Consider the following 22,905-nt stretch of genomic DNA (forward strand, 5'->3'; position numbering starts at 1 on the left):
CGGCCCCGGACGGCCGTGCCTGAGCGCGGGTCGGACGGCGGGACGGTCGGAGCGGGGACGTGTCCCGGACCGGAGCCGGGGACCTGTCCCGGACCGGACCGGGGACCTATCCCGGACGGCCGGTGCGCAGGAACGCGGCGAGCAGCTCGTGCAGCACCGCGCCGCCCTCCTCGGCCAGGACCTCGTGACCTGCGCCGGCCGCCTCCACATACCGGAAGTCGGTCCCCTCGGTGCGTCCGATCCGCAGCAACTCGTGGCGCAGCGACCTCGATTGGCTGACCGGCGCCACCTCGTCCCGGTCGCCGTGCACGATCAGCAACGGGGCGCCGATCCGGTGGGCGAGCTGGAGCACGTCACGCGGCCCGCGGGCGTCCGCGATCGGTTCTCCGCCGCCCAGCCGGGTGGTCAACGCCCTTACCGGGGTGGCGGCTTCGGCCAGCAGCCGGGCTCCGGACAGGAACGGCGCGACGACCGCGCAGCGGGCCACGTGCTCGGCCGGAGCGTGCGCCGCCGCCAACAGGGCCAGGAAGGCCCCGTAACTGACCCCGAACAGGGCCGGCGGCTCCAGACCGAGCGCGGCGCGCTGCCCCGCGATGCCCTCCAGCAGGGACAGGACGTCGTCGAGGTCCGGGCCGCCCCAGGCGCCCCGGATGGCCATCGCGTGCGCCAACCCGTAGCCGGTGGAGCCGCGTTGGTTCGGCGCCAGCACCGCCAGCCCTTCGGCGGCCATCCGCTGCAGCGCCGGGTCGAACTCCAGTCGCCACGCGTCCGCCGGGCCGCCGTGCAGCGCGAGTACCAGGTGCGGGCTGCTCAGCCAGCCGTCCCCGCCGTACACCACGGCCTCCAACGGTCCGGCCGGGCCCGCCAGTTCGAGGCTCTGCGCGGGGTGCCAGCGCCCGCCCTCGCCCGGCGGGGTGGAGCCGTCCAGGCGCCAGCCCGGCTGCGGGGTCCGCGGGCCGGGGCGCGGGGCGCCGGGGTACCAGGGCAGGACGGTGTCCCGCCACGGCCCGGGCAGACCGGTGCCGAGCGGTGCCAACTGCAGGGGCAGCGGCGTCGCACCGGACGCGGCGGGCGCCGGGCCGTGCGCCAGCAGCGCGTCCACGTCCAGGGTGGCGAGCGCCGTCGGGTGGTCGGGCGCCGAGTACGGCATCCGCAGCCCCGCCGCCGACCAGTGGCCGACCGCGCCGAGCCGCCCCGGCGGGACCGGCAGTTGCTCCAGCCGCCCGGCGGCCGGCTGCCACAGCGCGAGCGAGGAACCGGCGCCGTGGTCGACCTGGAGCACCACCCGGGCCCCGCCCGCGGTCGGACGCAGCGCCACCGGGCGCAGGAGCATGCCCGCGACGTGCAGGCACTCCGGGAACCTCAGCGGCGCGTCGCCGCCCAGCACGCCCCAGCCGATCCGGTCGGTCCCGGGCGCGTCGCTGCGCACCATCGCGAACCGGCTGTCCGGGTCGAACAGCACCAGCCGGTCGTTGCTCCGCTCGCCGATCTCCAGCAGCGGGGTGACCGCTCCCGTGCGCAGGTCCAGCACCACGGTGCGGACCAGGCCGCCGCCCACCCGGTCGAGCGCCAGCAGGGCGCCGGTGTGGTCCAGCCAGACCCCGCCGCCGTGCAGCCCCGGGAACTCGGCGACCTGGTGCGGCGCCGAGCCGTCGGCCCGGACCAGCCAGACCGTGGTGGCCGGGCGGGTGTCGGTGCCCAACGCCAGGGCGACCGGGGCCCGGGGGCCGGTCGGGGCGCCGGCCGGCAGCGGCAGGAGGCGCAGCCCGGGTGCCCGCAGGGTGGCCAACGGCCTTTCGGCGGTGACGAGTCGGCCGTCCTGGTCGGTGGTGTGGGACAGCGTCACCAGGTCGTGCCGGTCGCCGTCGTGCCGGCAGACCAGCACCGAGCCGTCCGGCGGCGCGACCAGCTGCGACCGGGGGTCCTCCGAGCGGTTGCCGGGCAGCCGGAGCCCGGCCGCCGAGGCGGGGCCGTCCGGGGGCAGGCGCCAACTCTCCACGTACCAGCCGCCGTCGGCGGCGGACGCGAGACAGGCGGCGTGGCTGCCGTCGGTCGCGAAGGTGAAGCCGAGCCGGCGCAGCGCCTGCGTCGCGGTCCGGGTGGCCACGTTCATGTCGTCCTCGCCTCCGCCGGTTCGACCGTGTGCCCGTCCGCCGGCCCGTCCGCCGGCCCGTTCGTCTGCCCGTCCGCCGTTCGGCCCGAGGTCGCGGTAGTGGTCGCGGACGGGAGCGGTGCCGGGTCCGTCCAGAGCCGGGGCCCGCCGTACCGCAGCCGCAGCAGGAAGGCCAGCGCGCCCGCCGTGCCGGTGCCGTACGCCGCGGCGCACCCGGTGCCGGTCTCGTCCGGCAGGACCAGCAGGCCGTCCCGCAGGGCCGGACGGGCCGCGAGCAGTGCGCCCACCTCGTGGGCGGAGGAGAGGAACTCCGGATCGCCGGTGGCTTCGGCGAGGTCGAGCAGGTACTCGCCGTCGCCGGCCAGGCCGTGGCAGGCGGTGATGCCGCCGTGCCACCGCGCTGCGGCCGCCGCCCGTCCGGCGGCCAGGGCCAGCCGGTGGGCGTCGGGATCCCCGGTGGCCCGCCAGAGCCGGAGCAGGAAGGTGCCCGCGCCGGAGGATCCGCTGCACCAGTGCGCCAGCCGGACGTGCTCGGGATCGTCGGCGCTCTGCGGCCACCACGCGGTCTCCCCGGAGCCGGCCCGGTCGAGGCGGGCGGTCGCGGCGAGCGTGCGTCCGGCGGCCGTGGCGCCGTCGAGCAGCGCGCCGTCGCCGGTGGCCTCGGCGGCTGCCAGCAGGAAGGCGCCGACGCCCGCGACGCCGTGGGCGAAGCCGAGGTGGGTGACGCCGGCGAGCACGGAGTCGAAGTCCTCCGGCACCGGCCACACCGTGCCGTACGGGGCCTGCCGAGCGGTCGCCAGCAGCCCGTGTCCGCAGCGGGCGGCCCGGTCGAGGAACGCCGCGGTGTCCGGTGCGAGGCCGTCCCGCGGCCCGCCGACCGGGGGCCCGCCGACCGGGGGCCCGCCGACCGGGGGCCCGCCGACCGTCGGGTGGGGCGGCACCCCGGTGGCGAAGCGGAGTTGGAGGTAGCCGGCCCCGGCCGCGCCGTGGCAGACGTCGGGGTTGGGCCACGTGACGGGTATCCGCGCGGCCAGCTCCGCCGCCCGCCCGGCCAGGGCGCGGTCGTCCAGCGCGTCGGCGGCGTCCAGCAGCGCCCAGGCGGCGCCGGACCGGCCGAAGTGCAGGCCGGGCAGCACCACCGGCTCGGCGGCGCAGCGGCGTTCGACCCACTCGGCGGCCGTCCGTGCGGTCGTCCGGGCCACGGTCCGGACCTCGGCCGGTAGCCCGTGGGTCGCGGCCGCCCGGGCCAGGACGGCCAGCACGCCCGCCGCACCGTGCTGGACGTTGCACGGATCCGACCGTTCCCCGGCCGGTACCACCGGCCAGAGGCGGTCGCGCCGCAGCGGCGTCGCGGTGGCGGCGAGGTGGCGCAGGCCGTCGTGGAGCACCCGGTCGACGGCGGCGCCGCCGTCGGGGTCGGCCTCGTCCCCGCCCGGTCCTGGCAGGTGCGGTCGGGCGGCGGGCAGGGCGGTACCGGTGCCGGTGCCGATGCCGGTGTCGCCGCCGTACACGGACGCGAAGCGCGGCGCCCCGTCGTCGGGGACCGGACGGCCGCCCGGTGCGCGGGCACCGCCATCGCCACCACCGGACTCCGCGCCCGCGCCGGACCCGCGCCCGGCCGCCTCCGCCCCGGCCGCCGTTCCCGCCAGCACCTCCCGGACGCGGGCCACGCTCCACCGCCGCCGGGGCTCCTGGGCGCGGAGCCCGAGGACGGCCGGGGCGAGGCGGCGGGCGGTGGCACCGGAGCGCGCCGCGAGGGCGAGCCAGCGGCCCAGCCGGTCGGCGACCGGGCGGGCGCACGGGAGGTCCTCGGGCAGCAGCGGGTCGTGGCCGGTGGCGAGCAGGAAGAAGAGCCCGCCGAGCGCGTAGAGATCGCTCTCCGGGTCCGCGGTGGAGGCGCCGCCGGTGACCAGCGTGAGCCGCCCGGGGCCCTGTTCGGGGGCGCGGTACCCGGGGGCGCCGGCCGAGCCGGCCCGGCTGCCGGCCTCGGCGGCGAGCTCCAGGCCGACCAGCCGCAGCGAGCCGTCGGGCAGGACGAGGACGTTGCCGGGGGAGAGGTCCCGCAGGACGAGTCCCTGCTCGTGCACCCGCTCGACGAGGTCGAGCAGGGCGTGGGCCACCGGTCCGGCCTCGGCCCAGTCGACGTCGGGGCTGCCGTCCCGGCGCAGCCGGGCCGCGACCCAGCTGCCGAGCGGCTGTCCGGCGAGCCGTTCCTGGACGAGGAAGAGGGAGTCGTCCTGTTCGACCAGTTCGACCGGTCGGGGGGCCAAACCCTGGCCGTCGAGCCGGGCCAGTAGAGCGGCCTCGTGCCGCAGTGCGGTGCGGGCGTCGGTGCCGGCGCGGTCCACCTCGATGTGGGCGCGCGCCTGCTTGACCACGACCTCGGTGCCGCCGTCGGTGTCCCGTCCGAGGAAGACGCCGCCCTCGGCGCCCTTCCGGAGGGTGCCGGTGATCACGTACCGCCCGGCCAGCAGGACCCCGCCGCTGCCGCGCCGCCGCGCCGGGGGCCGGCCCGCGCCGGGCCCGTCCCCGGCGGGATCGCGCACCAGCGGGTCCCGGGCCCACGGCGGGCAGCGGTACGCGGCCTCGCTGACGTCCTCGACCCGTTCGCCGCCGGGCCCGCGCAGCATGGACCGGTAGCCGCCGTCGTTGCCCAGCTCGGCGCGGGCCGCGATGGCGCCGTACCGGTAGTGGACGAGGCTGCCCGGCCGGTACGGGCGGTCGGAGAGCACCACCGGCCCGGGCAGGCCCTCGGTGGCGCGGTGCAACGCGGCGGCCAGCCGCCGGAACTGCGGCTCGCCGTCCGGGTAGACGGTGATGAACTTGCCCGCCGAACCCCGTTCTCGGTGGCGCGAGTTGATCTCGTGCAGTTGGGCCGACCCGGTGGCGAACCGGAACGTGCACGGGTCTTCGGCCAGGATTTCGGTGACGGCGGCGAGCACCACACCGCCGACCGCCGAGGCGGCGCTGACGTGGAGCTTCCAGCCCTCGTCCGCGAGTTCGCCCGCGGGCGGCCTGGCCGTGCACCAGGGGCCTTCGGCGGCGATCCGCCAGTCGCCGTCTCCCCGGCCCCCGGCTCCGGCCAGCACCGCCCGCGTCATCTCCGGCCACGGGCCGACCGCATCCGGCCCGTGGTCCGCCGAGTCCGTTCCCCCGGCCGTACGCAGCGATGTGCCCGCTTCCATCCGCCACCACATCCCTTCGTCTGGGCCGGTGCCCGCCGGTGCCCACTGCTCCGGCACCCGGGCACCCGGCCGCGGCCTGAATCGGTCCCTCGGTGGGCGCGGGAGTTCGGCCCCGGCCGCGTCCGCCCCGGGCCCGCGGTCCGGCGGTCTCCTGCCGGTGGTCCGTACGGGTCCGCGCGGGTCCGTGCCCGCGGCCGGGCGGGGCGTCCGCCCGACCTCGGGGGCGGTGCAACTCCCTTTCGCAGGAGTGAAGTTACTTTCAGTAGTGAGGGATGCTCAACGCGAAGCCGGTCACTTCACTCGTAAGGGTGATCCGGGCGCCGTTTCGCATGTGTGCGAGGCATCCCGTGTGCGGGACCCGGGCCGTGCGGCCCGGCGCGTACGGCCCCCGAGCGCCCTCCGGACGGCGCGCGCCGGCCGCCCGCGCACCCCGAACCACAGGTTGACGCCCGTCCGTGCACCGGACGGCCCGGGCGCCCGTGCGAACCGGGAGGCCCGGCCGCCCCCGCGCGCACGGTAGTCTCGACAGGTGCCGAAACTGTCCGACGTCATCGCTGCCCTCGAAGAGCTGTACCCGCCGCAGTGGGCGGAGTCCTGGGACGCCGTCGGCCTGGTCTGCGGAGACCCTCAGGCCGAGGTCCGACGCGTGCTGTTCGCCGTCGACCCCGTGCAGGCGGTCGTCGACGAGGCCGTCGAGTGGGGGGCCGACCTGGTCGTCACCCACCACCCGCTCTACCTGCGCGGCACCACGACCGTCGCCGCCACCGGCTTCAAGGGCCGTGTCGTGCACACCCTGATCCGCAACGGGATCGCCCTGCACGTGGCCCACACCAACGCCGACCACGCCGACCCGGGCGTCTCGGACGCGCTCGCCGAGGCGGTCGGCGTGACCGTCACCGGCCCGCTGGTCCCGGACCCGACCGACCCGCTGGGCCGGCGCGGCACCGGACGGGTCGGCCTGCTGGAGCCCCCGCTGCCGCTCGCCGCGTTCGCCGCGAAGGTCGCCGCGGGCCTGCCGGCGACCGCCGCCGGCGTCCGGATCTCCGGTGACCCGAACCGCCTGGTGAGCCGGGTCGCGGTGTGCGGCGGCTCCGGCGACAGCCTCTTCGCCGAGGTGCGCGCGGCCGGCGTCGACGCCTACCTCACCGCAGACCTGCGCCACCACCCGGCCTCGGAGGCCGCCGAGACGGCGCCGATCGCCCTGGTCGACGCCGCGCACTGGGCCACCGAGTGGCCCTGGCTGACCCTGGCCGAGCGGGCGCTGAACGGCGCCGGCGAGAAGCGCGGCTGGGCCGTGGAGACGAAGGTCTCCCACACGGTCACCGACCCGTGGACCGCGCACGCCCCCATGTCCTTCCCCGCCTGACCCGATTCACAGGAGCTCTCCGCTTGAACGCCGCGCCCGCCGACCAGATCCGCCTGCTCGACCTCCAGGCCATCGACTCCAAGCTCGACCAGCTGGCCCACCGGCGGCGCAGCCTGCCCGAGCACGCCGAGATCGAGAAGGTCAACGCCGACCACATCGCGCTCAAGGACCTCGTGATCGCCGCCCAGGCCCAGCTCGGCGACACCACCCGCGAGCTGACCAAGGCCGAGCAGGACGTGGAGCAGGTCCGCGCCCGGTCCGCCCGCAACCAGCAGCGCCTGGACTCCGGTGCGATCAACTCGCCGAAGGACCTGGAGAACCTCCAGCACGAGATCGGCTCGCTGGCCAAGCGCCAGGGGGACCTGGAGGACGTCGTCCTGGAGATCATGGAGCGGCTGGAGTCCGCCCAGACCCGGGTCACCGAGCTGACCGCGCGGCTGGAGCACTCCACCGTCGTGCTGACCGAGGCCGAGGGCCGCCGGGACGCCGCGTTCGCCGAGATCGACGGTGAGGTGGCGAAGATCCGGCGCGACCGCGAGACCGTCGCCGCCGTCGTCCCGGCCGACCTGATCAAGGTCTACACCCGCCTGCGCGAGCAGCAGGGCGGCGTCGGCGCGGCCCGCCTCTACCAGCGCCGCTGCGAGGGCTGCCGCACCGAGTTCTCGATCACCGAGCTCAACGCCATCAAGGCCGAGCCGGTCGACAAGGTGGTCCGTTGCGAGAACTGCGGGCGGATCCTGGTCCGCACCGCCGACTCGGGCGCCTGAGCCGGTGGCGGGGCGCAGGTTCGTCGTCGAGGCGGACGGCGGGTCCCGGGGCAACCCGGGGCCGGCCGGCTACGGTGCGGTGGTCCGCGACGGCGACACCGGCCGGATCATCGCCGAGGCGGCCGAGTTCATCGGCCACGCCACCAACAACGTCGCCGAGTACAAGGGCCTGATCGCCGGACTGAAGGCGGCCCGGGACCTCGACCCGGACGCCTCGGTGGACGTCCGGATGGACTCCAAGCTGGTCGTCGAGCAGATGTCCGGGCGCTGGAAGATCAAGCACCCGGACATGCAGCCGCTCGCCGCCGAGGCCCGGACCGTCCTGCCGCGCGGGCAGGTCAAGTACACCTGGATCCCGCGCGAGCGGAACAAGGACGCCGACCGGCTCGCCAACGAGGCGATGGACGCGGGCAAGGCCGGCCGCCAGTGGGAGCCCAAGGCCCCCAAGGCCGCCGCCGCCGTCGTCGAGGAACCGCCGCTGGAGACCGCCGCGCCCAAGGCCGGCTGGGCCGGCGACGCCGACCTCGGCACCCCGACCACCTTCGTCCTGCTCCGGCACGGCGAGACCCACCTCACCCCGGAGAAGCGGTTCTCCGGCAGTGGCGGCACCGACCCGGAGCTCTCCGAGAAGGGCCGTTGGCAGGCCGAGCGGGCCGCCGAGGCGCTGGCCGCGCGCGGCTCGGTCCAGGCCGTGGTCGCGTCGCCGATGCTCCGCACCCGCCAGACCGCCGAGACCGTCGCCGCCCGGTTCGGCCTCGACGTCCGGTACGAGGACGGGCTGCGCGAGGTCGACTTCGGGGCCTGGGAGGGACTGACCTTCGGCGAGGTGCAGGAGCGCCACCCGGAGGACCTCACCGCCTGGCTGGGCTCCGCCAAGGCCAGGCCGACCGGCGGCGGCGAGAGCTTCACCACCCTCACCCACCGCGTCGGGGTGGCCCGGGACAAGGTCCTCGCCCGCTACCCGGGGAAGACCGTGCTGGTCGTCTCGCACGTCAGCCCCATCAAGACGCTGGTCCGGCTGGCGCTCGGCGCACCGCCGGACGCGCTCTACCGGATGGAGCTGTCCGCCGCCTCGCTCTGCGCCGTCCAGTACTACGCGGACGGCAACGCCTCGGTGCGGCTGCTCAACGACACCGGGCACCTGCGCTGACCGTGCGGGCTCGCGGAACCGCGCGCACCCGCGCCGGGGACCGCCGGGAACCACGGAAGGGCCGGTCGGGAACGACCGGCCCTTCGACGTGCGGTACGCGTGCCGGCGGACTCGGTGGACCTCAGTGCACCTCGGTGACCACCACGTCCAGCTGCCACGGCTTGCGCGCGGTGCCCTCGGCGGCGACCTCCACCCGGTAGCCGAGCCCCAGCAGCGCGTCCACCAGCTCACCGGGCGCCTTGGGCGCCGCGTCCGTGACCAGCAGGTCGCGGACCAGCCGGCCCTTGGTCGCCTTGTTGAAGTGGCTGACCACGGTGCGCCGGCCGTCCCGTTCCTGGAGCACCCGGACGGTCGCCGTCCGGGACACCACCTCGCCGGCAGGCTTCCAGGCGGCCGCGTACGCGGCGGAGCGCAGGTCCAGCACCAGCCCGTCGGCCACCTCCGGCAGCACGGGCGCCATCGCACCCCGCCAGTACGCTCCGAGCGCCCCCAGGCCGGGGAGTTTCACGCCCATCGAGCAGCGGTAGGGCGGGATCCGGTCGTCGATCCGCACAGCGCCCCAGAGCCCGGAGAAGACCAGCAGCGTCCGCGCCGCCCGGTCGTACGCGGCCTCGTCGAGCGTCGCCAGTCCGAGGTTGTCGAAGAGCACCCCGGTGTACACCTCCCCGGCCGGGAGCGCGCCCGTCGTCGGCAGACCGGCGTTCCTCGCCACCTCGCCGCGCAGGCCGGGACTCAGGCCGAGCACCTCGGCGGCCGCGTCGCCGTCGCCCCGGCAGAGGTCGACCAGGGTCTCCAGCACCCGGGCCCGGGCCGCCGTCAGCCCGGGCAGCGACAGCCCGTCGAGCGCCAACGGCACACCGTCCCCGGACGCGGCCTTCCCCTCCGAAGGCGGCAACAGGACCAGCACGGCGTACTCCTCAACACTTCGTGGCGGCGGACCCGGCCACCCTACGCAACCGGCCCCCGCTCCCGGTAACCCGTCGCCGCGACCGCCGCGGCCCCGGCGCCGAGCGCCAGGCAGAGCGGCGAGTAGTACCGGGTGTCCAGGCGCCGGAACCGCTCCGAGCGCCCGAGCAGCCCACCACCGAAGAGCAGCAGCCCGCCCGCACCGCGCGCCAGCATCACCGCAGACACCGCCCGCACCCCCACCCGGCGCAGCCGCGCGGGCCCGACCGCCGGCACCACCCCGGCCTCCGCAGCCACCAGGTACGCGGCCGAACCCAGCAGCCCCGCCACCGCCGCGCACGCCGCGGCCGGGGGCACCCCCTCGCCGGTGCCGACCACGGTGTCCGCGAACTCCTCCGGCGTCCGCAGCGGCCACGGCGTCACCGTCCACAGCGCGTGCAGCGCCCCGGTCCCCGCCAGTACCCCGGCCACCGCCGACCCCACGACCTTCGACCCACGCATCGCCCGATCCCCCTCCTCCGTTGCGATCACCAGCTCCCCCCACGCTACGACCCCTTACACCGCCACCCCGGCACCCCACCGGCCCCGCCACGACGACGACGTGGCCGCTGCTGCCAAGGACTTCAGGTCGCTGCTGGGCCGCTGAGCCCCCGCCTCGCGGCCGTCGCAGGACCGGCCGGACGTCGGCACGCCGCCCGCGGGCGACGTCCGGCCGGAACCACCCGGCCGGCCCTACGCTGCCTCCATGCCCCGCCGAAAACTGCGTGTCAAGGCCGCCGACTCCGCCCGGATCAACGCCGAACTGGCCGAGTTGCGGGCCCGACCGGAGATCCGCACCGAGTGGCCCGAGGCCGTCCTGGCGGAGGCCGAACAGGCCGCCGAATGCCCGCGCCTGCCCGAGTACGACGCCACGGACCTGCCGCTGTTCACCGTCGACCCGCCCGGCTCCCGCGACCTCGACCAGGCGATGCACCTCGCCCACCGCCCCGGCGGCGGCTACCGGGTGCACTACGCCATCGCCGACGTCGCCGCCTTCGTCCGCCCCGGCGGGGCGATCGACGAGGAGGCCCGCCGCCGGGGCGAGACCCTCTACTTCCCCGACCGGCGCGTCCCGCTGCATCCGACCCGGCTCTCCGAGGACGCGGCCAGCCTGCTGCCCGGAGAGCTCCGCCCGGCCCTGCTCTGGCAGCTCGACCTGGACGCGGACGGCGCCGTCGTCCTCGCCGACCTCCGGCGCGCGGTGGTCCGCTCCCGGCGCCGGCTCGACTACGCGACCGTCCAGCGCGCCGTGGACGCCGGCGGAGCCGACGAGCAGCTCGGCCTGCTCGCCACCGTCGGCCGGCTCCGCGAGGAGCGGGAGCGCGAGCGCGGCGGGATCAGCCTCCCCGTCCCCGAGCAGGAGATCGAGGAGACCCCGCGCGGCTATGCGCTCGGCTACCGCGCGCCCACCCCCGCCGACGGCTGGAACGCCCAGATCTCGCTGCTCACCGGCATGGCCGCGGCCGAGCTGATGCTCGACGCGGGCGTCGGCCTGCTGCGCACCCTGCCCGCCGCCCCGCCCGCCGCGTACGAGCGGCTGCGCCGCACCGCCCGCGCGCTGGACGTGGACTGGCCGGACGGCCTGCCGTACCCGGAGCTGATCCGCTCCCTCGATCCGCAGCGCCCGCTGCACGCCGCGTTCCTCGACGAGTGCACCGGCCTGCTGCGCGGGGCCGGCTACGCCGCCTTCGACGTGAGCGGCGGCGTGCCCGCGCCCGCCGACCCGGTGCACGCCGCGCTCGCCGCGCCGTACGCGCACTGCACCGCGCCGCTGCGCCGGCTGGGGGACCGGTTCGCCCAGGAGGTGTGCGCGGCGGTGGCGGCGGGGGAGGAGGTGCCGGCCTGGGCGCGCGAGTCGCTGCCCGGGATCCCGGCGCTGATGGCGGCGGGGGACCGCCGTTCGGGTGAGGTCGAGCGGGCCTGCATCGACCTGGTGGAGGCGGAGCTGCTGGCCGGCCGGGAGGGCGAGGACTTCGCCGCGGTCGTGGTCGACGTCGACGGCAAGCGGCCCGGTCGCGGCACCGTCCAGCTGCGGGATCCCGCCGTCCGGGCCCGCTGCGAGAGCCCCGACGGCGCGTCAGGCGGCGGGGGTCTGCCGCTCGGCGAGCTGGTGCGGGTCCGGCTGGTCGTCGCCGACCCCGCCACCCGTACGGTCCGCTTCACCGCCGTCTGACGGCCCGGCCGGTGGGAGGATCGACCCGTGGCCGAAGCGACCTCCCCCAGTCCACCGCCCGCCGCCCCGCACCCGGGCCCGTCCGCCGATCCCGGCCGGCGCCGCCGCCTGCTGATCCTGGCGATCTGCTGCCTGAGCCTGTTCATCGTCGGGCTCGACAACACCGTCGTGAACATCGCCCTCCCGGAGATCCAGAAGGACCTGGACGCCCCCGCCTCCGGCCTGCAGTGGATCATCGACGCCTACACCCTGGTGCTGGCCTCGCTGCTGATGCTGTTCGGGTCGGTGGCCGACCGGTTCGGCCGCCGCCGGGTGTTCCAGACGGGTCTGCTGCTCTTCGTGCTCGGCTCGCTGCTCTGCAGCCTGGCGCCGAGCCTGGAGTGGCTGGTCCTGTTCCGCGCGGTGCAGGCGGTCGGCGGCTCGATGCTGAACCCCGTGGCGATGTCGATCATCACCAACACCTTCACCGAGCCGCGCGAACGGGCCCGGGCGATCGGTGTCTGGGGCGGCGTGGTCGGCATCTCCATGGCGCTCGGGCCGCTGCTCGGCGGCTTCCTCGTGCACGCCGCCGGCTGGCCGGCGATCTTCCTGATCAACGTCCCGGTCGGCCTGGTCGCCTTCCTGCTGACGGCGCGCTACGTCCCCGAGTCGCGCGCCCCCCGCGCCCGACGGCTGGACCCGGTCGGACAACTGCTCATGGTGGCGCTGCTCGGCTGCGGCACCGCCGCGATCATCGAGGGCCCGGAGCACGGGTGGACGTCCCCGCTGATCCTCGGCCTGGCCACGACGGCGCTGGTCGCGCTGGTGGCCTTCCCGCTGTGGGAGCGCCGGGTCGCCGAGCCGCTGGTCGACCCGCGGTTCTTCCGCAGCGCGCCGTTCACCGGCGCCACCCTGACGGCGGTCTGCGCCTTCGCCGCGCTTGGCGGCTTCCTCTTCCTCAACACCCTCTACCTCCAGGACGTCCGCGGCTACAGTCCGGTCGAGGCGGGCCTGTGGACGCTGCCGATGGCCGGGATGATGCTGGTGTGCGCGCCGCTCTCGGGCCGGATCGTCGGCAGCCGGGGCCCGCGCGGCCCGCTGGTGCTGGCCGGGATCGGCCTCACCGGCAGCGGCCTGCTGCTCACCCGGCTGGCCGCCGACTCCCCGCCCGCCCTCCTGCTGGCCGCGTACGCGCTGTTCGGCTTCGGCTTCGGCATGGTGAACGCGCCGATCACCAACGCCGCGGTCTCCGGCATGCCCCGCGCCCAGGCCGGTGTGGCGGCGGCCGTCGCCTCGACCAGTCGGCAGGTCGGCCAGTCGCTCGGTGTCGCGGTGATCGGTACGGCGGTCACCGCGGCGGTGATCGGCCCGGTCGTCACGGGCTTCGCCCCGGCCAGCCACGTGGGCTGGTGGATCGTGACCGGTCTCGGCCTCGCCATCCTGGTGATCGGGCTGGTCACCACCACCGCCTGGGCCACCGCGACCGCGGCCGGGGTGGCCGCCCGGCTCGGCGGCGAGCCGCCCGTCGCCCGGGCCGCGGTGCGGGAGGCGCCGCCCGAGCGGCTACGATGACCACTACGGCGGAAGAGCCGGCCGGGCGGCCGCGACGGGTCCCAGGACCCGCCGAGGAACGTCCGGGCTCCACAGAGCAGGGTGGTGGGTAACGCCCACCCGGGGTGACCCGCGGGACAGTGCCACAGAAAACAGACCGCCCGCCGCTTCGGCGACGGGTAAGGGTGAAACGGTGGTGTAAGAGACCACCAGCGACCGGGGTGACTCGGCCGGCTCGGTAAACCCCACCTGGAGCAAGGTCAAGATCGGCGCCTCCGGGTGCCGTGCGCGGATGACCGAGGGCTGCTCGCCCGAGTCCGCGGGTAGACCGCACGAGGCTGTCGGCAACGGCAGCCCTAGATGGATGGCCGCCTCCCCGGCTCGCGCAAGCGGCCCGGGAGACAGAACCCGGCGTACAGGCCGACTCTTCCGCCGCCGACTTGGGGAAAGGCCCCCCGACCTGCGAAACGGCAGGTCGGGGGCCTTTTTCGCTACCTCGAACCCCGCCGGAGCGCTCACGTGCCGGCCGGCCCGGGTGGGGCGGGTCTACGAGGACGGGCGGGTGCCGACCGCGTCGCGGATCTGTTCGCCGAGGCCGCCGTTGACGCGGGCGCAGTTGGCGCAGCAGAAGAACATGCCGGCGACCTCGACGCCGTGGCCGACGATCCGGACCTGGCACTGCTCGCAGCGCGGGGCCAGCTTCTCCATCGCGCACTCGAAGCTGTCGAAGGTGTAGACGTCGCCGGTGACGGTCTTGATCTCGAAGGCGAGCCAGTAGTCGTTGCCGCACGTGACACAGGTGGCCATGGTGGCGCACTTCCTTCCGGGGCGGGTCCAAGAGGGGCGGGGCTGACCGGTCGGGCGGGTCGCCCGGTCCTTCCAGTCTCGGAGCCCGCCCGGGGAGCGGCCACCCGGTGCACCCGGTCAGGCGGGCCGGTCGGCGAACCCCTCCAGGGCCCGGACGGCGCGGTCCGCGTCGTCGGCGGCGACGAAGAGGTGGTCGTGGTAGAAGCCGGCCACCACGTTGCAGCTGATCCCCTCCTCGGCGAGCCGCCCGGCCACCGCGGCGGTGAGGCCGACGGCCTCCAGCGCGGAGTGGATCTGCAGGGTGATCCAGGCGGCCACGTACTCGTAGCGAAGGCCGAGCGCGTCGGCCTCCTCCTGGGCCACGACCACCGTCACCCCCTCGGGTTCGGCGACCGTGACCACCGGCCGCATGCCGGCGGGCACCCTGGCGGGCAGCGTGCAGTACACGTACCGCCCCGGGTTGAGTTGTGGGCGCATTCCGCGCAGCAGTGTCGCGAGGTCTCGTTCTCCGGCCATGCCCGTCACCGTAGTGGCACCGCCGCAGGTCGCGGCCTCGCCGGGGGCATGTCGGACCGAGATGTCGGGCGGAGTGCCGGGCGGGGTGTCGGACCGGCCGCCCGGGGCGCGGGTCGCAGCGATGCGCGAACGCAGCCGGAGGCCCGATCCGGTGTCACCGTTCGCGGCGGACCGGTTCGCGCACCGGCTCAGCTCGGTCGACGGCGCACCCGGTAGCGCAGGTGGAGCACCCGGTTGCCCTGAACCACCACGTCCGGGCCCTCCAGGAGGTGCTGCGCGTGGACCGACCCGAAGAAGCGCCTGCCGGACCCGAACACGACGGGTACGACGTCCATGCGCACCTCGTCGACCAGGCCCGCGGCAAGCACCTGGCCGCCGACGTCGCCGGCGGCGACCTCGACCGTGCGGTCTCCCGCGAGTTCCTGTGCCTTGGCCACGGCGGCCTCGACGCCGTCGACGAAGTGGAACGGCGCCCCGGGGTCCCAGCCCTCGGGCGCCGGCCGGTGCGTCACGACGACCACGTGGTCGATCCCGCCCGGAGGCGTCCCGTCCCAGCCGTCCGTCATGTCGAAGACGCGGCGGCCGACGATCGTGACTCCGATCTGGTCCCAGTACGGCCGGGTGTGGTCGTAGGACGCCCGCGAGACCTTCAGCGCGCCGCTCTCGTCCAACGGGACGTCACCGTTGGACAACCAGTCGAACAGTGGTCCGGGCTGGTCGTTCTCGTCCGCGACGAAGCCGTCCACCGACACCGAGCTGTACATGACCACCTTGCCCACGGGGCTCTCCTCTGCTCTGGGGTGCCCCAAACTAGCGCGTCGCGAGCTCTCGCTCCTCCCCGTGCTCCTTTTGGGCCCACTTCGGCTCGGCCCCTGGTGAGCCGCAGCCCCGGGACCTGACCTGGGGCGGTCCGACGTCGACGGCGATCGGTCCGGGTCGCCTGTCGCAGGACATCGGCGACCGTGTCGGTAGCGTTGACGGACGACAGTCGGCGATATATCGTCGAAGTATCGAGACAGTAACTCGACTGTCTTGAACGATCGTCTGTGCGGCCGCGTTCCCGCGGCCGGTACGGGAGGTGGGTGCCATGCGTCCAGGACGATTCCGCGAAGAGGGCCCGTACGGCGGACGCCGTCGGGGGCCGGACTTCGCCGGGGGTCCCGGAGAGTGTTTCGAGGGCCGCGAGGCGTTCGGCCCGTTCGGGCCGCCGCCGTTCGTCGGCGGGCCCGGACGGCCGCCCGGGCCGCCGTGGGGCCGCGGCTTCGGCGGGCCCGGAGGGCCCGGCGGGTTCGGCCCGCGCGGACGGCGCGGCCGGGCTCGGCGGGGGGACGTGCGTGCCTCGCTGCTGGCGCTGCTCAAGGAGCGGCCGATGCACGGCTACGAGATGATCGCCGAGATCGCCGAGCGGTCCGGCGGGGCCTGGCGGCCCAGCCCGGGTTCGGTCTACCCGACCCTCCAGCTGCTGGAGGAGGAGGGCCTGATCACGGCGGAGGAGCTCGGCGGCAAGCGGCTGGTCTCGCTCACCGAGGCGGGCCGGGCCGAGGCCGACGCCGGGCCGGACGAGCCGTGGGCGGAGGCCGGTCAGGACGTCGACTGGGCCGCGGTCCAGGAGGTCGGCCAGGCGCTCGGCGCGGTGGAACACGCCGTCCGGCAGGTCATGGCGACCGGGACGGAGGCGCAGCGGGTCAAGGGCCTGGCCGTGCTCACCGAGGCCCGGAAGAAGCTGTACCTGATCCTGGCCGAGGACGACTGACCGTCGGTGACCGCCGGTGCCGTCGGCGCCGGGTGAAGGCGGCCCGGCGCCGACGGTCGGCCGGGTGGCTGTGGGCGGTGCCGCTGCTCGCGGCCCGGAACGCCGGAACGGCGGGACGGGTGACGGGGGTGCGGGGCGCGGGAGGGACCGGAGGGCTCAGGCCCGAACGGCGAACAGCGCCACGCAGGCGAGCAGCAGCACCGTCCAGCCGAACCAGAGCCAGCCGTTGGATCCGAGCACCGCGCTGTAGGCGCTGATCAGTACCAGCAGTCCGGCGGTGACCCCGGCCACCTGCCGGTTGTGGTGCGCCACCGACTGGGCGCGGGTTCGGGGGTGCCGTACGGTCCTCGCCATCGCCGTCCTCCCACCAGGAGGGCGGCCGTCACCCGGTAGCGCGGGTGGTGGCCGCCTCGTCGTACTCGTAGCGCCAGTACCAGCGGGTGCCCCGCTGCTGCTTGGCCCGGACGTACACCAGTGTGCGCGCCGGAGTGTCCCCGTGCGAGGGGACCGGCACGGTGTACTTCTTGGGCACGCCGTACATCGGCCCCAACGGGATGGGGAGGATCCGGCCGTCCAGGGGGCCGCCGACGAATTCGGTGTCCGCGCTCTTCACCCCACCAGGGTCTCATCCCGCCGCAGGTGGCGGACCGCGTACGGGTGCCGGGCGGAGGTGCTGTGACGGTCGGGTGCCGGGAGTGTGACCGGAGAGGCACCGCCCCCGGTCAGCCGGAGGGTCCGCGCACCCTTATCCTTCCTGTTACGCCCTCGGGGTCCACCCGGGTCAGCGGGCCCGTACGGGCCGGGCGAGGCGCACTTGACCGTGCCCGCCGGGCCGCCGAGCCGCAGCCGTCGTGCTGCCGTGACTCCGTACCGTGACCCCGGCGTCGGCCGTCCGGCAACCCCGGCACCGGTCGGCAGGGCGCGGGACTGCAGGGCCGAGCACCACCCGGGGAAGCAGCGGGGGGCGCCGTGCGTTGCGTCGGAGTGGTACGTCGAACGCTGTGTCACACCAGGCACGGCGACGCACGGAAGGGGCCCGATGGAATCCGGCAGCAGGTGGACGACCTGGTGGCAGAAGCGTGACCGTGAGCGGGCCCGGGCGGCGGACACGGACAGTCCCGCCGCCAGACTGGACCAGCTGCTCGGCGCCGTCCGCGCCGGCTTCCCGTTGGCGCCCGCCGCGCATCCGGCCGGCTACCGATGTTCCTGTGACCGGGTCGCCTGTCCGGCGCCCGCCCGGCACCCGGTCTCGTTCGCCTGGCAGACCCAGGCCACCACCGACCCGGAACAACTCGCCCGCTGGCTCTCCCGAGACCCGCAGGCCAACTTCATCACCGCCACCGGCCGCGCGCACGACGTCCTGGACGTGCCGGCCGAGGCCGGGCGGCTCGCCCTGGAGCGGCTCACCGCGCTCGGCGTGGACGGCCCGGTCGCCGCCGTCGGCGAGGACCGCTACCTGTTCTTCACCGCCACCCGGGGTACCCCGGTGGACGAGGACGAGTGGTGGCCGAGCGCCCTGGACTCCACCCCGGACACCATGTCCGAACACCCCGGCCTGCGGTGGCACTGCCGCGGCTCGTACACCCTGCTCCCGCCGGCCGCGCTGCCGGACGGCTCGGAGGTGCGGTGGCTGCGCGGGCCCGAGCAGCCGCTGCCGGACTCGCTGCGCGTGCTGGACGTGCTGACCGACGCCTGCACCGAGGTGGGCGCGGTCGCCGAGGAGCAGTGGCTGATCGGGTAGCCGGCCCGCCGAGCCCGTCCCCGCCCACGTTCTGCCCCGCCCGGACCGCGCCCCTTCGGCGCGGCCCCGGCGGGAACGCCTTCCCCGCTACGGAAGGGTGAGGACCTCGGCGCCGTCCGCCGTGACGACCAGCGTGTGCTCGAACTGGGCGGTCCGCTTGCGGTCCTTGGTGACGACGGTCCAGCCGTCCGGCCAGATCTCGTAGTCGTAGGTGCCCAGCGTGAGCATCGGCTCGATGGTGAAGGTCATCCCCGGCTTGATCACTTCGGTGGCCCGCTCGCTGTCGTAGTGCGGGATGATCAGGCCGGAGTGGAACGACGTGTTGATGCCGTGGCCGGTGAAGTCCCGCACCACGCCGTAGTCGAAGCGCTTGGCGTAGGACTCGATGACGCGGCCGATCACGTTGATCCGGCGGCCGGGCTTGACCGCCTTGATCGCCCGGTCGAGCGACTCCCGGGTCCGCTCGACCAGCAGCCGGGACTCCTCGTCGACGTCGCCGCAGAGGTAGGTGGCGTTGAGGTCGCCGTGCACCCCGTGGATGTAGGCGGTGGCGTCGATGTTGACGATGTCGCCGTCCTGGAGGACGGTCGAGTCCGGGATGCCGTGGCAGATGACCTCGTTGATCGAGGTGCAGACCGACTTGGGGAAGCCCCGGTAGCCGAGGTCCGACGGGTAGGCCCCGTGGTCGCACATGTAGGTGTGGGCGACGGCGTCGAGCGCGTCCGTGGTGACTCCGGGCGCGATCAGCTTGGCCGCCTCGGCCATCGCCTGTGCGGCGATCCGGCCGGCGATCCGCATCTTCTCGATCGTCTCGGCGGTCTGCACCTCGGGCCCGGTGTACGGCGTCGGAGCGGGCTTCCCGACGTACTCGGGGCGCGCGATGTTCGCCGGGACCTTGCGGGTGGGGGACTGGATGCCGGGTACGAGAGCCATGGCCGCGAGTCTATGGCAGCACCTGTCGCCGGGTGTGCGGACGGAGTCCGGCCGGGGAATGATCGCTACGACGCAGCCGCCGAACGGAAGTGACCGCCATGCCTCTGGGATTCCACCGCAACAAGCCGACCGGCAAGCCCGGTGAGTGGTTCTACTGCATCAAGCACGGCAAGGTCGAGGAGGGGCCGGAGTGCCCGGCCAAGGACCGCCTCGGCCCGTACGCCACCCGCGAGGAGGCGGCGCACGCGCTGGAGACCGCCGAGCTCCGCAACCGGGAGTGGAAGAACGACCCGCAGTGGAACGACCGGCCGCAGGGCGGGACCGGGAGCGCCGCGGACGCCGGGGACGCCGACCGGCCGTAGGCCCGCTCCTCCGGATCCCGCCGGGCCGGGCGGCAGCGCGGTGCCCCGGGGTCCTGCCGGCGCGGAGGCCGCGCGCCCCGCGGTCCCGGCGCGACGGCAGGGCGGACGGCCTCAGGCGCCGGCGGCCCCCTGCCGCGCCGGTGCCCGCTCGCTCTCCTCCCGCTGCGCCGCGGCCCGCTCGTGCTCCGCGCGGACGGCGGCGGCGTTCGGGTCGGTGCGGTCGTCGTAGCCGAGCAGGCTGGGCAGGGCCGCGGCGAGTGCGACCACGCCCACCACGCAGGCGACGCCGCCGGCCCAGACCGAGGCGCGGACACCGACCAGGCCGGCCATTCCGCCGGCCCGGACCTGGCCGAGCTGCGGACCGACCGAGTAACTGAGCAGCTCCACCCCGGCCATCCGGCCGCGCACCTCGTCCGGGATGGACTGGTTCCACATGGTGGAGCGCGCGATGCCGCTGATCTGGTCGGCGCCACCGGCCATGGCGAGGCAGAGCAGCACCAGCCAGACCGAGCCGGAGAACCCGGCCAGCGTGATCGCCGCGCCCCAGCCGAGGGCGGCCAGCACCAGCATCCGGCCGTGCCGGTGGATCCGGGACGTCCAGCCGCTGGTCGCCGAGACGGCCAGGGCGCCGACCGCCGAGGCCGCGTACATCGGGCCGAGCGCCCAGTCCGCGGACAGGTCCGAGGCGAGGAACGGGAAGATCGCCACCGGGAAGGCGAACAGCATGGCGACCAGGTCGATGGCGTAGGTGCCCAGCAGGTCCTTGCGGCTCCAGGCGTACTTCACGCCGGTGAGCACCGCCCGGAGGGTCGGCTTCTCGGCACCGGTGGGCGGCGGCACGGCCCGGATCCGGGCGAGCAGCAACAGCGAGGCGCCGAAGGTCAGCACGTCCAGCGCGTACGCGGTCTGCACCCCGGCGAACGCCACGATGACGCCGGCCAGCGCCGGGCCGGCCACGGAACCGACGTTGCGGTACAGGGAGTTGAGCGCGAAGGCGGCGGTCAGCTGGTCGTGCGGGACGATCCGCGGGGTGAGCGAGTCCAGAGCCGGGCGCTGCAGGCCGTCGGCGGCGGCGACCAGCGCCGCCACCAGGTAGATCGGCCAGAGCACGGGCGTCGGCAGCAGCGCGTTGAGCAGCAGCAGGGCGCTCAGCACCCCGAGCCCGGCCTCGGCGAAGAGGACCAGCCGGCGACGGTCCAGGGCGTCGGCGAGGGCGCCGCCCCAGAGGCCGAAGACGATCAGCGGGACCAGCTCGAAGGCGCCGATCAGGCCGACCGCGACGTAGGAGTCGGTCAGTTCCTTGATCTGCACAGGGAGGGCGACGTACGTCAGGAAGCTGCCCAGACTGGTCACACAGCCGGAGAACCAGAGCAGGCGGAAGTCCCGGGAGGAGCGCCAGGGGGTGAGGTCGGGGGCGACCGAGCGCAGCAGGGAGCGCGCCCGACCGCTCGGAGGATGGTCGGCATCGTTCACGAACGACCATCTTCGGCGGGTGATCCGCCGCGTCGCAACAGGTTTTCGCCCGGCCTGACGCGCCCCGGACGTGCCCCGGACGTGCCCCGGACGTGGCCCGGGCCTCCCCGGAGTCTCCCTGCGGGGCGACGTCTCCCGGGGGCGGGCCGCTGTGGCGCGGCCGTGGCGCTCACCAGCGGCTGATCGCGGGGCCCTCCGTGAGCCGGCCGGCGAGGGCGGCCAGCCGGTCGAGCGCCGACCGCCGGGCCCGGGCCTGCCCCGCGGCGGCGCTGACCAGGTGCTGGGCCAGGTCGAAGGGCTCCTCCTCGGCGGTGCCGACGGCCAGCCGCCGGTGCGCCAGGGCGGCGAGGTCGGCCAGGCCGCTCGCGCCGGCGAGGCCGCTCGTACCGGCCGGACCGCTCGTACCGGCCGGACCGGGGAGGCCGGGGACCACGCCGTCGGGGCCACCCGGCCCGCCCCGCAGGGCCCGGTCCGGCGCCCCGTCCATCGCCCCGTCCATCGTCAGCACCGTGGCGCCCTTCCGGCGGGCGTCGTGCACCCGCTCCAACAGCGGCGCGCCGGCCGTCGTCGGGGCGACCACCAGGACCGTCGCCCCGCGACCGGCCTCGGTCAGCCGGCGCAGGCCGTGCGCCAGGTGGGCCGGCGCCCGGTCCGGCACCCGGTGCCGCAGCAGGGTCGGGGCCAGCCGGGGGACGTCCGACCAGGCGGCCTCGTCCTCCAGGTGGGCCGCCAGGTGCCAGGGCTCGTACCCCTCGGTGCCGACCAGTAGCAGCCCGTCGGCGCCGCGCCGGGAGACCGCCTGCCGCAGCGCGCCGGCGAAGCCTCCGACCGCTTCCAGCCAGCCACTTCCGGCCAGCCGCTCCCGGAGTGCCGAAACTCTCACCGCGTCCATGGCCGACAGGATGTCGCGGCGGGCCGCCGGTTTGGCAGGATCGGCCCATGACTTCCCTCGATTCAGCGACAAACCCGGCCCACGAGTTGCCGGACGTCTCGCAGCTGGTGGTCGGTGTCCTCGGCGGCACCGGCGACCAGGGGCGGGGGCTGGCCCACCGGCTGGCCAAGGCCGGTCAGCAGGTGATCATCGGTTCGCGTGACGCGGCCCGCGCGGAGGCCTCGGCGGCCGAGCTCGGCCTCGGAGTACGCGGCGCCGACAACGCCACCACCGCCCGGGAGAGTGACATCGTGATCGTCGCGGTGCCCTGGGACGGCCACGCCGCCACGCTCACCGCGCTCCGCGAGGAGCTCGTCGGCAAGATCGTGGTGGACTGCGTCAACCCGCTCGGCTTCGACAAGCAGGGCGCCTTCGCGCTCGTCCCGGAGGAGGGCAGCGCCGCCCAGCAGGCAGCCGCCCTGCTTCCGGACTCCCGGGTCACCGCCGCGTTCCACCACCTCTCGGCGGTGCTGCTGCAGGACGAGTCCGTCGAGCAGATCGACACCGACGTGATGGTGCTCGGCGAGGAGCGGGCCGCCACCGACATCGTGCAGGCGCTGGCCGGGCGGATCCCCGGTATGCGCGGCATCTTCGCGGGCCGGCTGCGCAACGCGCACCAGGTGGAGTCGCTGGTCGCCAACCTGATCTCGGTCAACCGCCGGTACAAGGCGCACGCGGGTCTGCGGATCACCGACGTCTGATCGCCGGGCGCCCCGGCCCCCCGGTCCCCCAGGCGCCCCGGCGCCCCGGTCCCGGGGTCCGGTCCTCGGCGGGCCGGCCGCCGGGGTCCGGCCCGCCGGAGTGGCCTGCGGTCGGCTCGTCGTACCGCCCGCCCGTCCTACCGTCCTACCGTCGCACCGGAGCGTCGGCCTCACCCCTGGACCCGGTCCGGAGGTGAGGTCGGCGACAATGGGGGCCGTCCGTCCCCCGGTCCTAGGAGACCCCCGCCATGCCCCGCACGTCCCTGCTCGCCTCGATCGTCGTCGTCCTCGCGCTGGCCGCCTCCGTGGTCTCCCTGGTGCAGGGGTGGTGGCTGGGCCTGATCTGGCTCCCGCTGGCGGGCATCGCCAGCAACGTGCTCTGGATGAACCTGCGCCGCGAGAAGCAGACCCGGGCCGCCGCCGAGCGGGCCGCCCAGGGCGCGTAGGCGCGGGCGGCGG

At 75.6% G+C, this 22,905-nt stretch carries 22 protein-coding genes and 1 other RNA gene; 11 read left to right on the plus strand and 12 right to left on the minus strand.

The window, feature by feature from the left end; all coding sequences use genetic code 11:
• Nucleotides 1-106: 106 nt before the first annotated feature.
• Together PUR56_RS32845 and lanL are read right to left on the minus strand one after the other, a co-directional pair.
• On the minus strand, nt 107-2,113 hold the full coding sequence (locus PUR56_RS32845; RefSeq protein WP_329951626.1) for an alpha/beta fold hydrolase: 2,007 nt from the start codon (nt 2,111-2,113) through the stop codon (nt 107-109).
• Nucleotides 2,110-5,298 (minus strand): class IV lanthionine synthetase LanL, encoded by a 3,189-nt coding sequence (gene lanL, locus PUR56_RS32850; protein ID WP_329951627.1) that lies wholly within the window; start codon nt 5,296-5,298, stop codon nt 2,110-2,112. Before lanL ends, PUR56_RS32845 begins: the two co-directional genes overlap by 4 nt.
• A gap of 529 nt (nt 5,299-5,827) precedes the next feature.
• On the opposite strand from lanL, the gene PUR56_RS32855 reads away from it, so the two are divergent.
• The 3 genes from PUR56_RS32855 to PUR56_RS32865 are packed head-to-tail and all read left to right on the plus strand — an operon-like array spanning nt 5,828 to nt 8,581.
• Nucleotides 5,828-6,664 (plus strand): Nif3-like dinuclear metal center hexameric protein, encoded by an 837-nt coding sequence (locus PUR56_RS32855; protein ID WP_329878856.1) that lies wholly within the window; start codon nt 5,828-5,830, stop codon nt 6,662-6,664.
• A gap of 23 nt (nt 6,665-6,687) precedes the next feature.
• Nucleotides 6,688-7,431 (plus strand): zinc ribbon domain-containing protein, encoded by a 744-nt coding sequence (locus PUR56_RS32860; protein WP_329951628.1) that lies wholly within the window; start codon nt 6,688-6,690, stop codon nt 7,429-7,431.
• Nucleotides 7,432-7,435: 4 nt separating this feature from the next.
• The gene (locus PUR56_RS32865; protein WP_329951629.1) at nt 7,436-8,581 is read left to right on the plus strand and encodes a bifunctional RNase H/acid phosphatase; all 1,146 of its coding nucleotides are present in this window, start codon (nt 7,436-7,438) and stop codon (nt 8,579-8,581) included.
• Between the two features lie 121 nt (nt 8,582-8,702).
• Here the strand turns inward: PUR56_RS32865 and yaaA are convergent, their stop codons facing one another.
• Together yaaA and PUR56_RS32875 are read right to left on the minus strand one after the other, a co-directional pair.
• Nucleotides 8,703-9,488: a peroxide stress protein YaaA gene (gene yaaA, locus PUR56_RS32870; protein ID WP_329878850.1), complete on the minus strand. Its 786-nt coding sequence runs from the start codon at nt 9,486-9,488 to the stop codon at nt 8,703-8,705.
• A 41-nt stretch (nt 9,489-9,529) separates the two neighbouring features.
• The gene (locus PUR56_RS32875) at nt 9,530-9,988 is read right to left on the minus strand and encodes a DUF3995 domain-containing protein (protein WP_329951630.1); all 459 of its coding nucleotides are present in this window, start codon (nt 9,986-9,988) and stop codon (nt 9,530-9,532) included.
• Between the two features lie 244 nt (nt 9,989-10,232).
• Here PUR56_RS32875 and PUR56_RS32880 point away from each other — a divergent pair, with 244 nt between their 5' ends.
• The 3 genes from PUR56_RS32880 to rnpB all read left to right on the plus strand — a co-directional run bounded on the left by PUR56_RS32880 (nt 10,233) and on the right by rnpB (nt 13,661).
• Entirely contained in the window at nt 10,233-11,699 is a 1,467-nt protein-coding gene (locus PUR56_RS32880; RefSeq protein WP_329951631.1) for an RNB domain-containing ribonuclease, read from the plus strand.
• Between the two features lie 108 nt (nt 11,700-11,807).
• Nucleotides 11,808-13,250, plus strand: a complete 1,443-nt coding sequence (locus PUR56_RS32885) for a DHA2 family efflux MFS transporter permease subunit (RefSeq protein WP_329951654.1) — start codon at nt 11,808-11,810, stop codon at nt 13,248-13,250.
• A gap of 13 nt (nt 13,251-13,263) precedes the next feature.
• Nucleotides 13,264-13,661: RNase P RNA component class A (gene rnpB, locus PUR56_RS32890), an RNA gene on the plus strand.
• 114 nt (nt 13,662-13,775) lie between these two features.
• Here rnpB and PUR56_RS32895 read toward each other — a convergent pair.
• From PUR56_RS32895 to PUR56_RS32905, 3 genes are all read right to left on the minus strand, one after another.
• Complete coding sequence (locus PUR56_RS32895; RefSeq protein ID WP_329951632.1) at nt 13,776-14,036, minus strand: Prokaryotic metallothionein; 261 nt, start codon at nt 14,034-14,036, stop codon at nt 13,776-13,778.
• A 117-nt stretch (nt 14,037-14,153) separates the two neighbouring features.
• On the minus strand, nt 14,154-14,552 hold the full coding sequence (locus PUR56_RS32900) for an ACT domain-containing protein (protein ID WP_329951633.1): 399 nt from the start codon (nt 14,550-14,552) through the stop codon (nt 14,154-14,156).
• A 188-nt stretch (nt 14,553-14,740) separates the two neighbouring features.
• The gene (locus tag PUR56_RS32905) at nt 14,741-15,331 is read right to left on the minus strand and encodes a dihydrofolate reductase family protein (protein WP_329951634.1); all 591 of its coding nucleotides are present in this window, start codon (nt 15,329-15,331) and stop codon (nt 14,741-14,743) included.
• Between the two features lie 308 nt (nt 15,332-15,639).
• On the opposite strand from PUR56_RS32905, the gene PUR56_RS32910 reads away from it, so the two are divergent.
• Nucleotides 15,640-16,305: a PadR family transcriptional regulator gene (locus PUR56_RS32910; RefSeq protein ID WP_329878838.1), complete on the plus strand. Its 666-nt coding sequence runs from the start codon at nt 15,640-15,642 to the stop codon at nt 16,303-16,305.
• A gap of 156 nt (nt 16,306-16,461) precedes the next feature.
• Here PUR56_RS32910 and PUR56_RS32915 read toward each other — a convergent pair whose 3' ends face one another.
• Both PUR56_RS32915 and PUR56_RS32920 read right to left on the minus strand, forming a co-directional pair.
• On the minus strand, nt 16,462-16,659 hold the full coding sequence (locus PUR56_RS32915; RefSeq protein ID WP_329878836.1) for a hypothetical protein: 198 nt from the start codon (nt 16,657-16,659) through the stop codon (nt 16,462-16,464).
• A 28-nt stretch (nt 16,660-16,687) separates the two neighbouring features.
• Nucleotides 16,688-16,918 carry a hypothetical protein gene (locus PUR56_RS32920; protein WP_329951635.1) on the minus strand — a complete coding sequence of 77 codons (231 nt, stop codon included), beginning with the start codon at nt 16,916-16,918 and terminating at the stop codon, nt 16,688-16,690.
• A gap of 426 nt (nt 16,919-17,344) precedes the next feature.
• On the opposite strand from PUR56_RS32920, the gene PUR56_RS32925 reads away from it, so the two are divergent.
• A complete protein-coding gene (locus PUR56_RS32925; protein WP_329878832.1) occupies nt 17,345-18,046 on the plus strand; it encodes a bifunctional DNA primase/polymerase in 702 nt (233 codons plus the stop codon).
• Nucleotides 18,047-18,133: 87 nt separating this feature from the next.
• Here PUR56_RS32925 and map read toward each other — a convergent pair whose 3' ends face one another.
• On the minus strand, nt 18,134-18,979 hold the full coding sequence (map, locus tag PUR56_RS32930; RefSeq protein WP_329878830.1) for a type I methionyl aminopeptidase: 846 nt from the start codon (nt 18,977-18,979) through the stop codon (nt 18,134-18,136).
• Between the two features lie 98 nt (nt 18,980-19,077).
• On the opposite strand from map, the gene PUR56_RS32935 reads away from it, so the two are divergent.
• Nucleotides 19,078-19,341 carry a hypothetical protein gene (locus PUR56_RS32935; RefSeq protein WP_329878828.1) on the plus strand — a complete coding sequence of 88 codons (264 nt, stop codon included), beginning with the start codon at nt 19,078-19,080 and terminating at the stop codon, nt 19,339-19,341.
• A gap of 111 nt (nt 19,342-19,452) precedes the next feature.
• Here PUR56_RS32935 and PUR56_RS32940 read toward each other — a convergent pair whose 3' ends face one another.
• Nucleotides 19,453-20,814: an MFS transporter gene (locus tag PUR56_RS32940; protein WP_329878826.1), complete on the minus strand. Its 1,362-nt coding sequence runs from the start codon at nt 20,812-20,814 to the stop codon at nt 19,453-19,455.
• A gap of 169 nt (nt 20,815-20,983) precedes the next feature.
• Entirely contained in the window at nt 20,984-21,706 is a 723-nt protein-coding gene (locus PUR56_RS32945; protein WP_329951636.1) for a hypothetical protein, read from the minus strand.
• A gap of 47 nt (nt 21,707-21,753) precedes the next feature.
• Between PUR56_RS32945 and npdG the strand changes: the two genes are divergently transcribed.
• Together npdG and PUR56_RS32955 are read left to right on the plus strand one after the other, a co-directional pair.
• Nucleotides 21,754-22,446, plus strand: coding sequence for an NADPH-dependent F420 reductase (gene npdG / locus PUR56_RS32950; RefSeq protein ID WP_329878822.1), 693 nt, complete (start codon nt 21,754-21,756; stop codon nt 22,444-22,446).
• Between the two features lie 248 nt (nt 22,447-22,694).
• Nucleotides 22,695-22,892, plus strand: coding sequence for a hypothetical protein (locus PUR56_RS32955; RefSeq protein ID WP_329878820.1), 198 nt, complete (start codon nt 22,695-22,697; stop codon nt 22,890-22,892).
• The last annotated feature ends 13 nt before the right edge of the window (nt 22,893-22,905 follow it).

This window comes from Streptomyces sp. BE303, from assembly GCF_036290945.1.
In the GTDB taxonomy this organism is placed as follows: Bacteria; Actinomycetota; Actinomycetes; order Streptomycetales; family Streptomycetaceae; genus Kitasatospora.

Coding starts and splice junctions, on each gene's coding strand:
- PUR56_RS32900 (WP_329951633.1), bottom strand. CDS start 14,552: ATGGCCGGAGAACGAGACCTCGCGACACTGCTGCGCGGAATGCGCCCA.
- PUR56_RS32925 (WP_329878832.1), top strand. CDS start 17,345: ATGGAATCCGGCAGCAGGTGGACGACCTGGTGGCAGAAGCGTGACCGT.
- npdG (WP_329878822.1), top strand. CDS start 21,754: ATGACTTCCCTCGATTCAGCGACAAACCCGGCCCACGAGTTGCCGGAC.
- PUR56_RS32910 (WP_329878838.1), top strand. CDS start 15,640: ATGCGTCCAGGACGATTCCGCGAAGAGGGCCCGTACGGCGGACGCCGT.
- lanL (WP_329951627.1), bottom strand. CDS start 5,298: ATGGAAGCGGGCACATCGCTGCGTACGGCCGGGGGAACGGACTCGGCG.
- PUR56_RS32915 (WP_329878836.1), bottom strand. CDS start 16,659: ATGGCGAGGACCGTACGGCACCCCCGAACCCGCGCCCAGTCGGTGGCG.
- PUR56_RS32945 (WP_329951636.1), bottom strand. CDS start 21,706: ATGGACGCGGTGAGAGTTTCGGCACTCCGGGAGCGGCTGGCCGGAAGT.
- PUR56_RS32935 (WP_329878828.1), top strand. CDS start 19,078: ATGCCTCTGGGATTCCACCGCAACAAGCCGACCGGCAAGCCCGGTGAG.
- PUR56_RS32955 (WP_329878820.1), top strand. CDS start 22,695: ATGCCCCGCACGTCCCTGCTCGCCTCGATCGTCGTCGTCCTCGCGCTG.
- PUR56_RS32845 (WP_329951626.1), bottom strand. CDS start 2,113: ATGAACGTGGCCACCCGGACCGCGACGCAGGCGCTGCGCCGGCTCGGC.
- PUR56_RS32880 (WP_329951631.1), top strand. CDS start 10,233: ATGCCCCGCCGAAAACTGCGTGTCAAGGCCGCCGACTCCGCCCGGATC.
- PUR56_RS32895 (WP_329951632.1), bottom strand. CDS start 14,036: ATGGCCACCTGTGTCACGTGCGGCAACGACTACTGGCTCGCCTTCGAG.
- map (WP_329878830.1), bottom strand. CDS start 18,979: ATGGCTCTCGTACCCGGCATCCAGTCCCCCACCCGCAAGGTCCCGGCG.
- PUR56_RS32875 (WP_329951630.1), bottom strand. CDS start 9,988: ATGCGTGGGTCGAAGGTCGTGGGGTCGGCGGTGGCCGGGGTACTGGCG.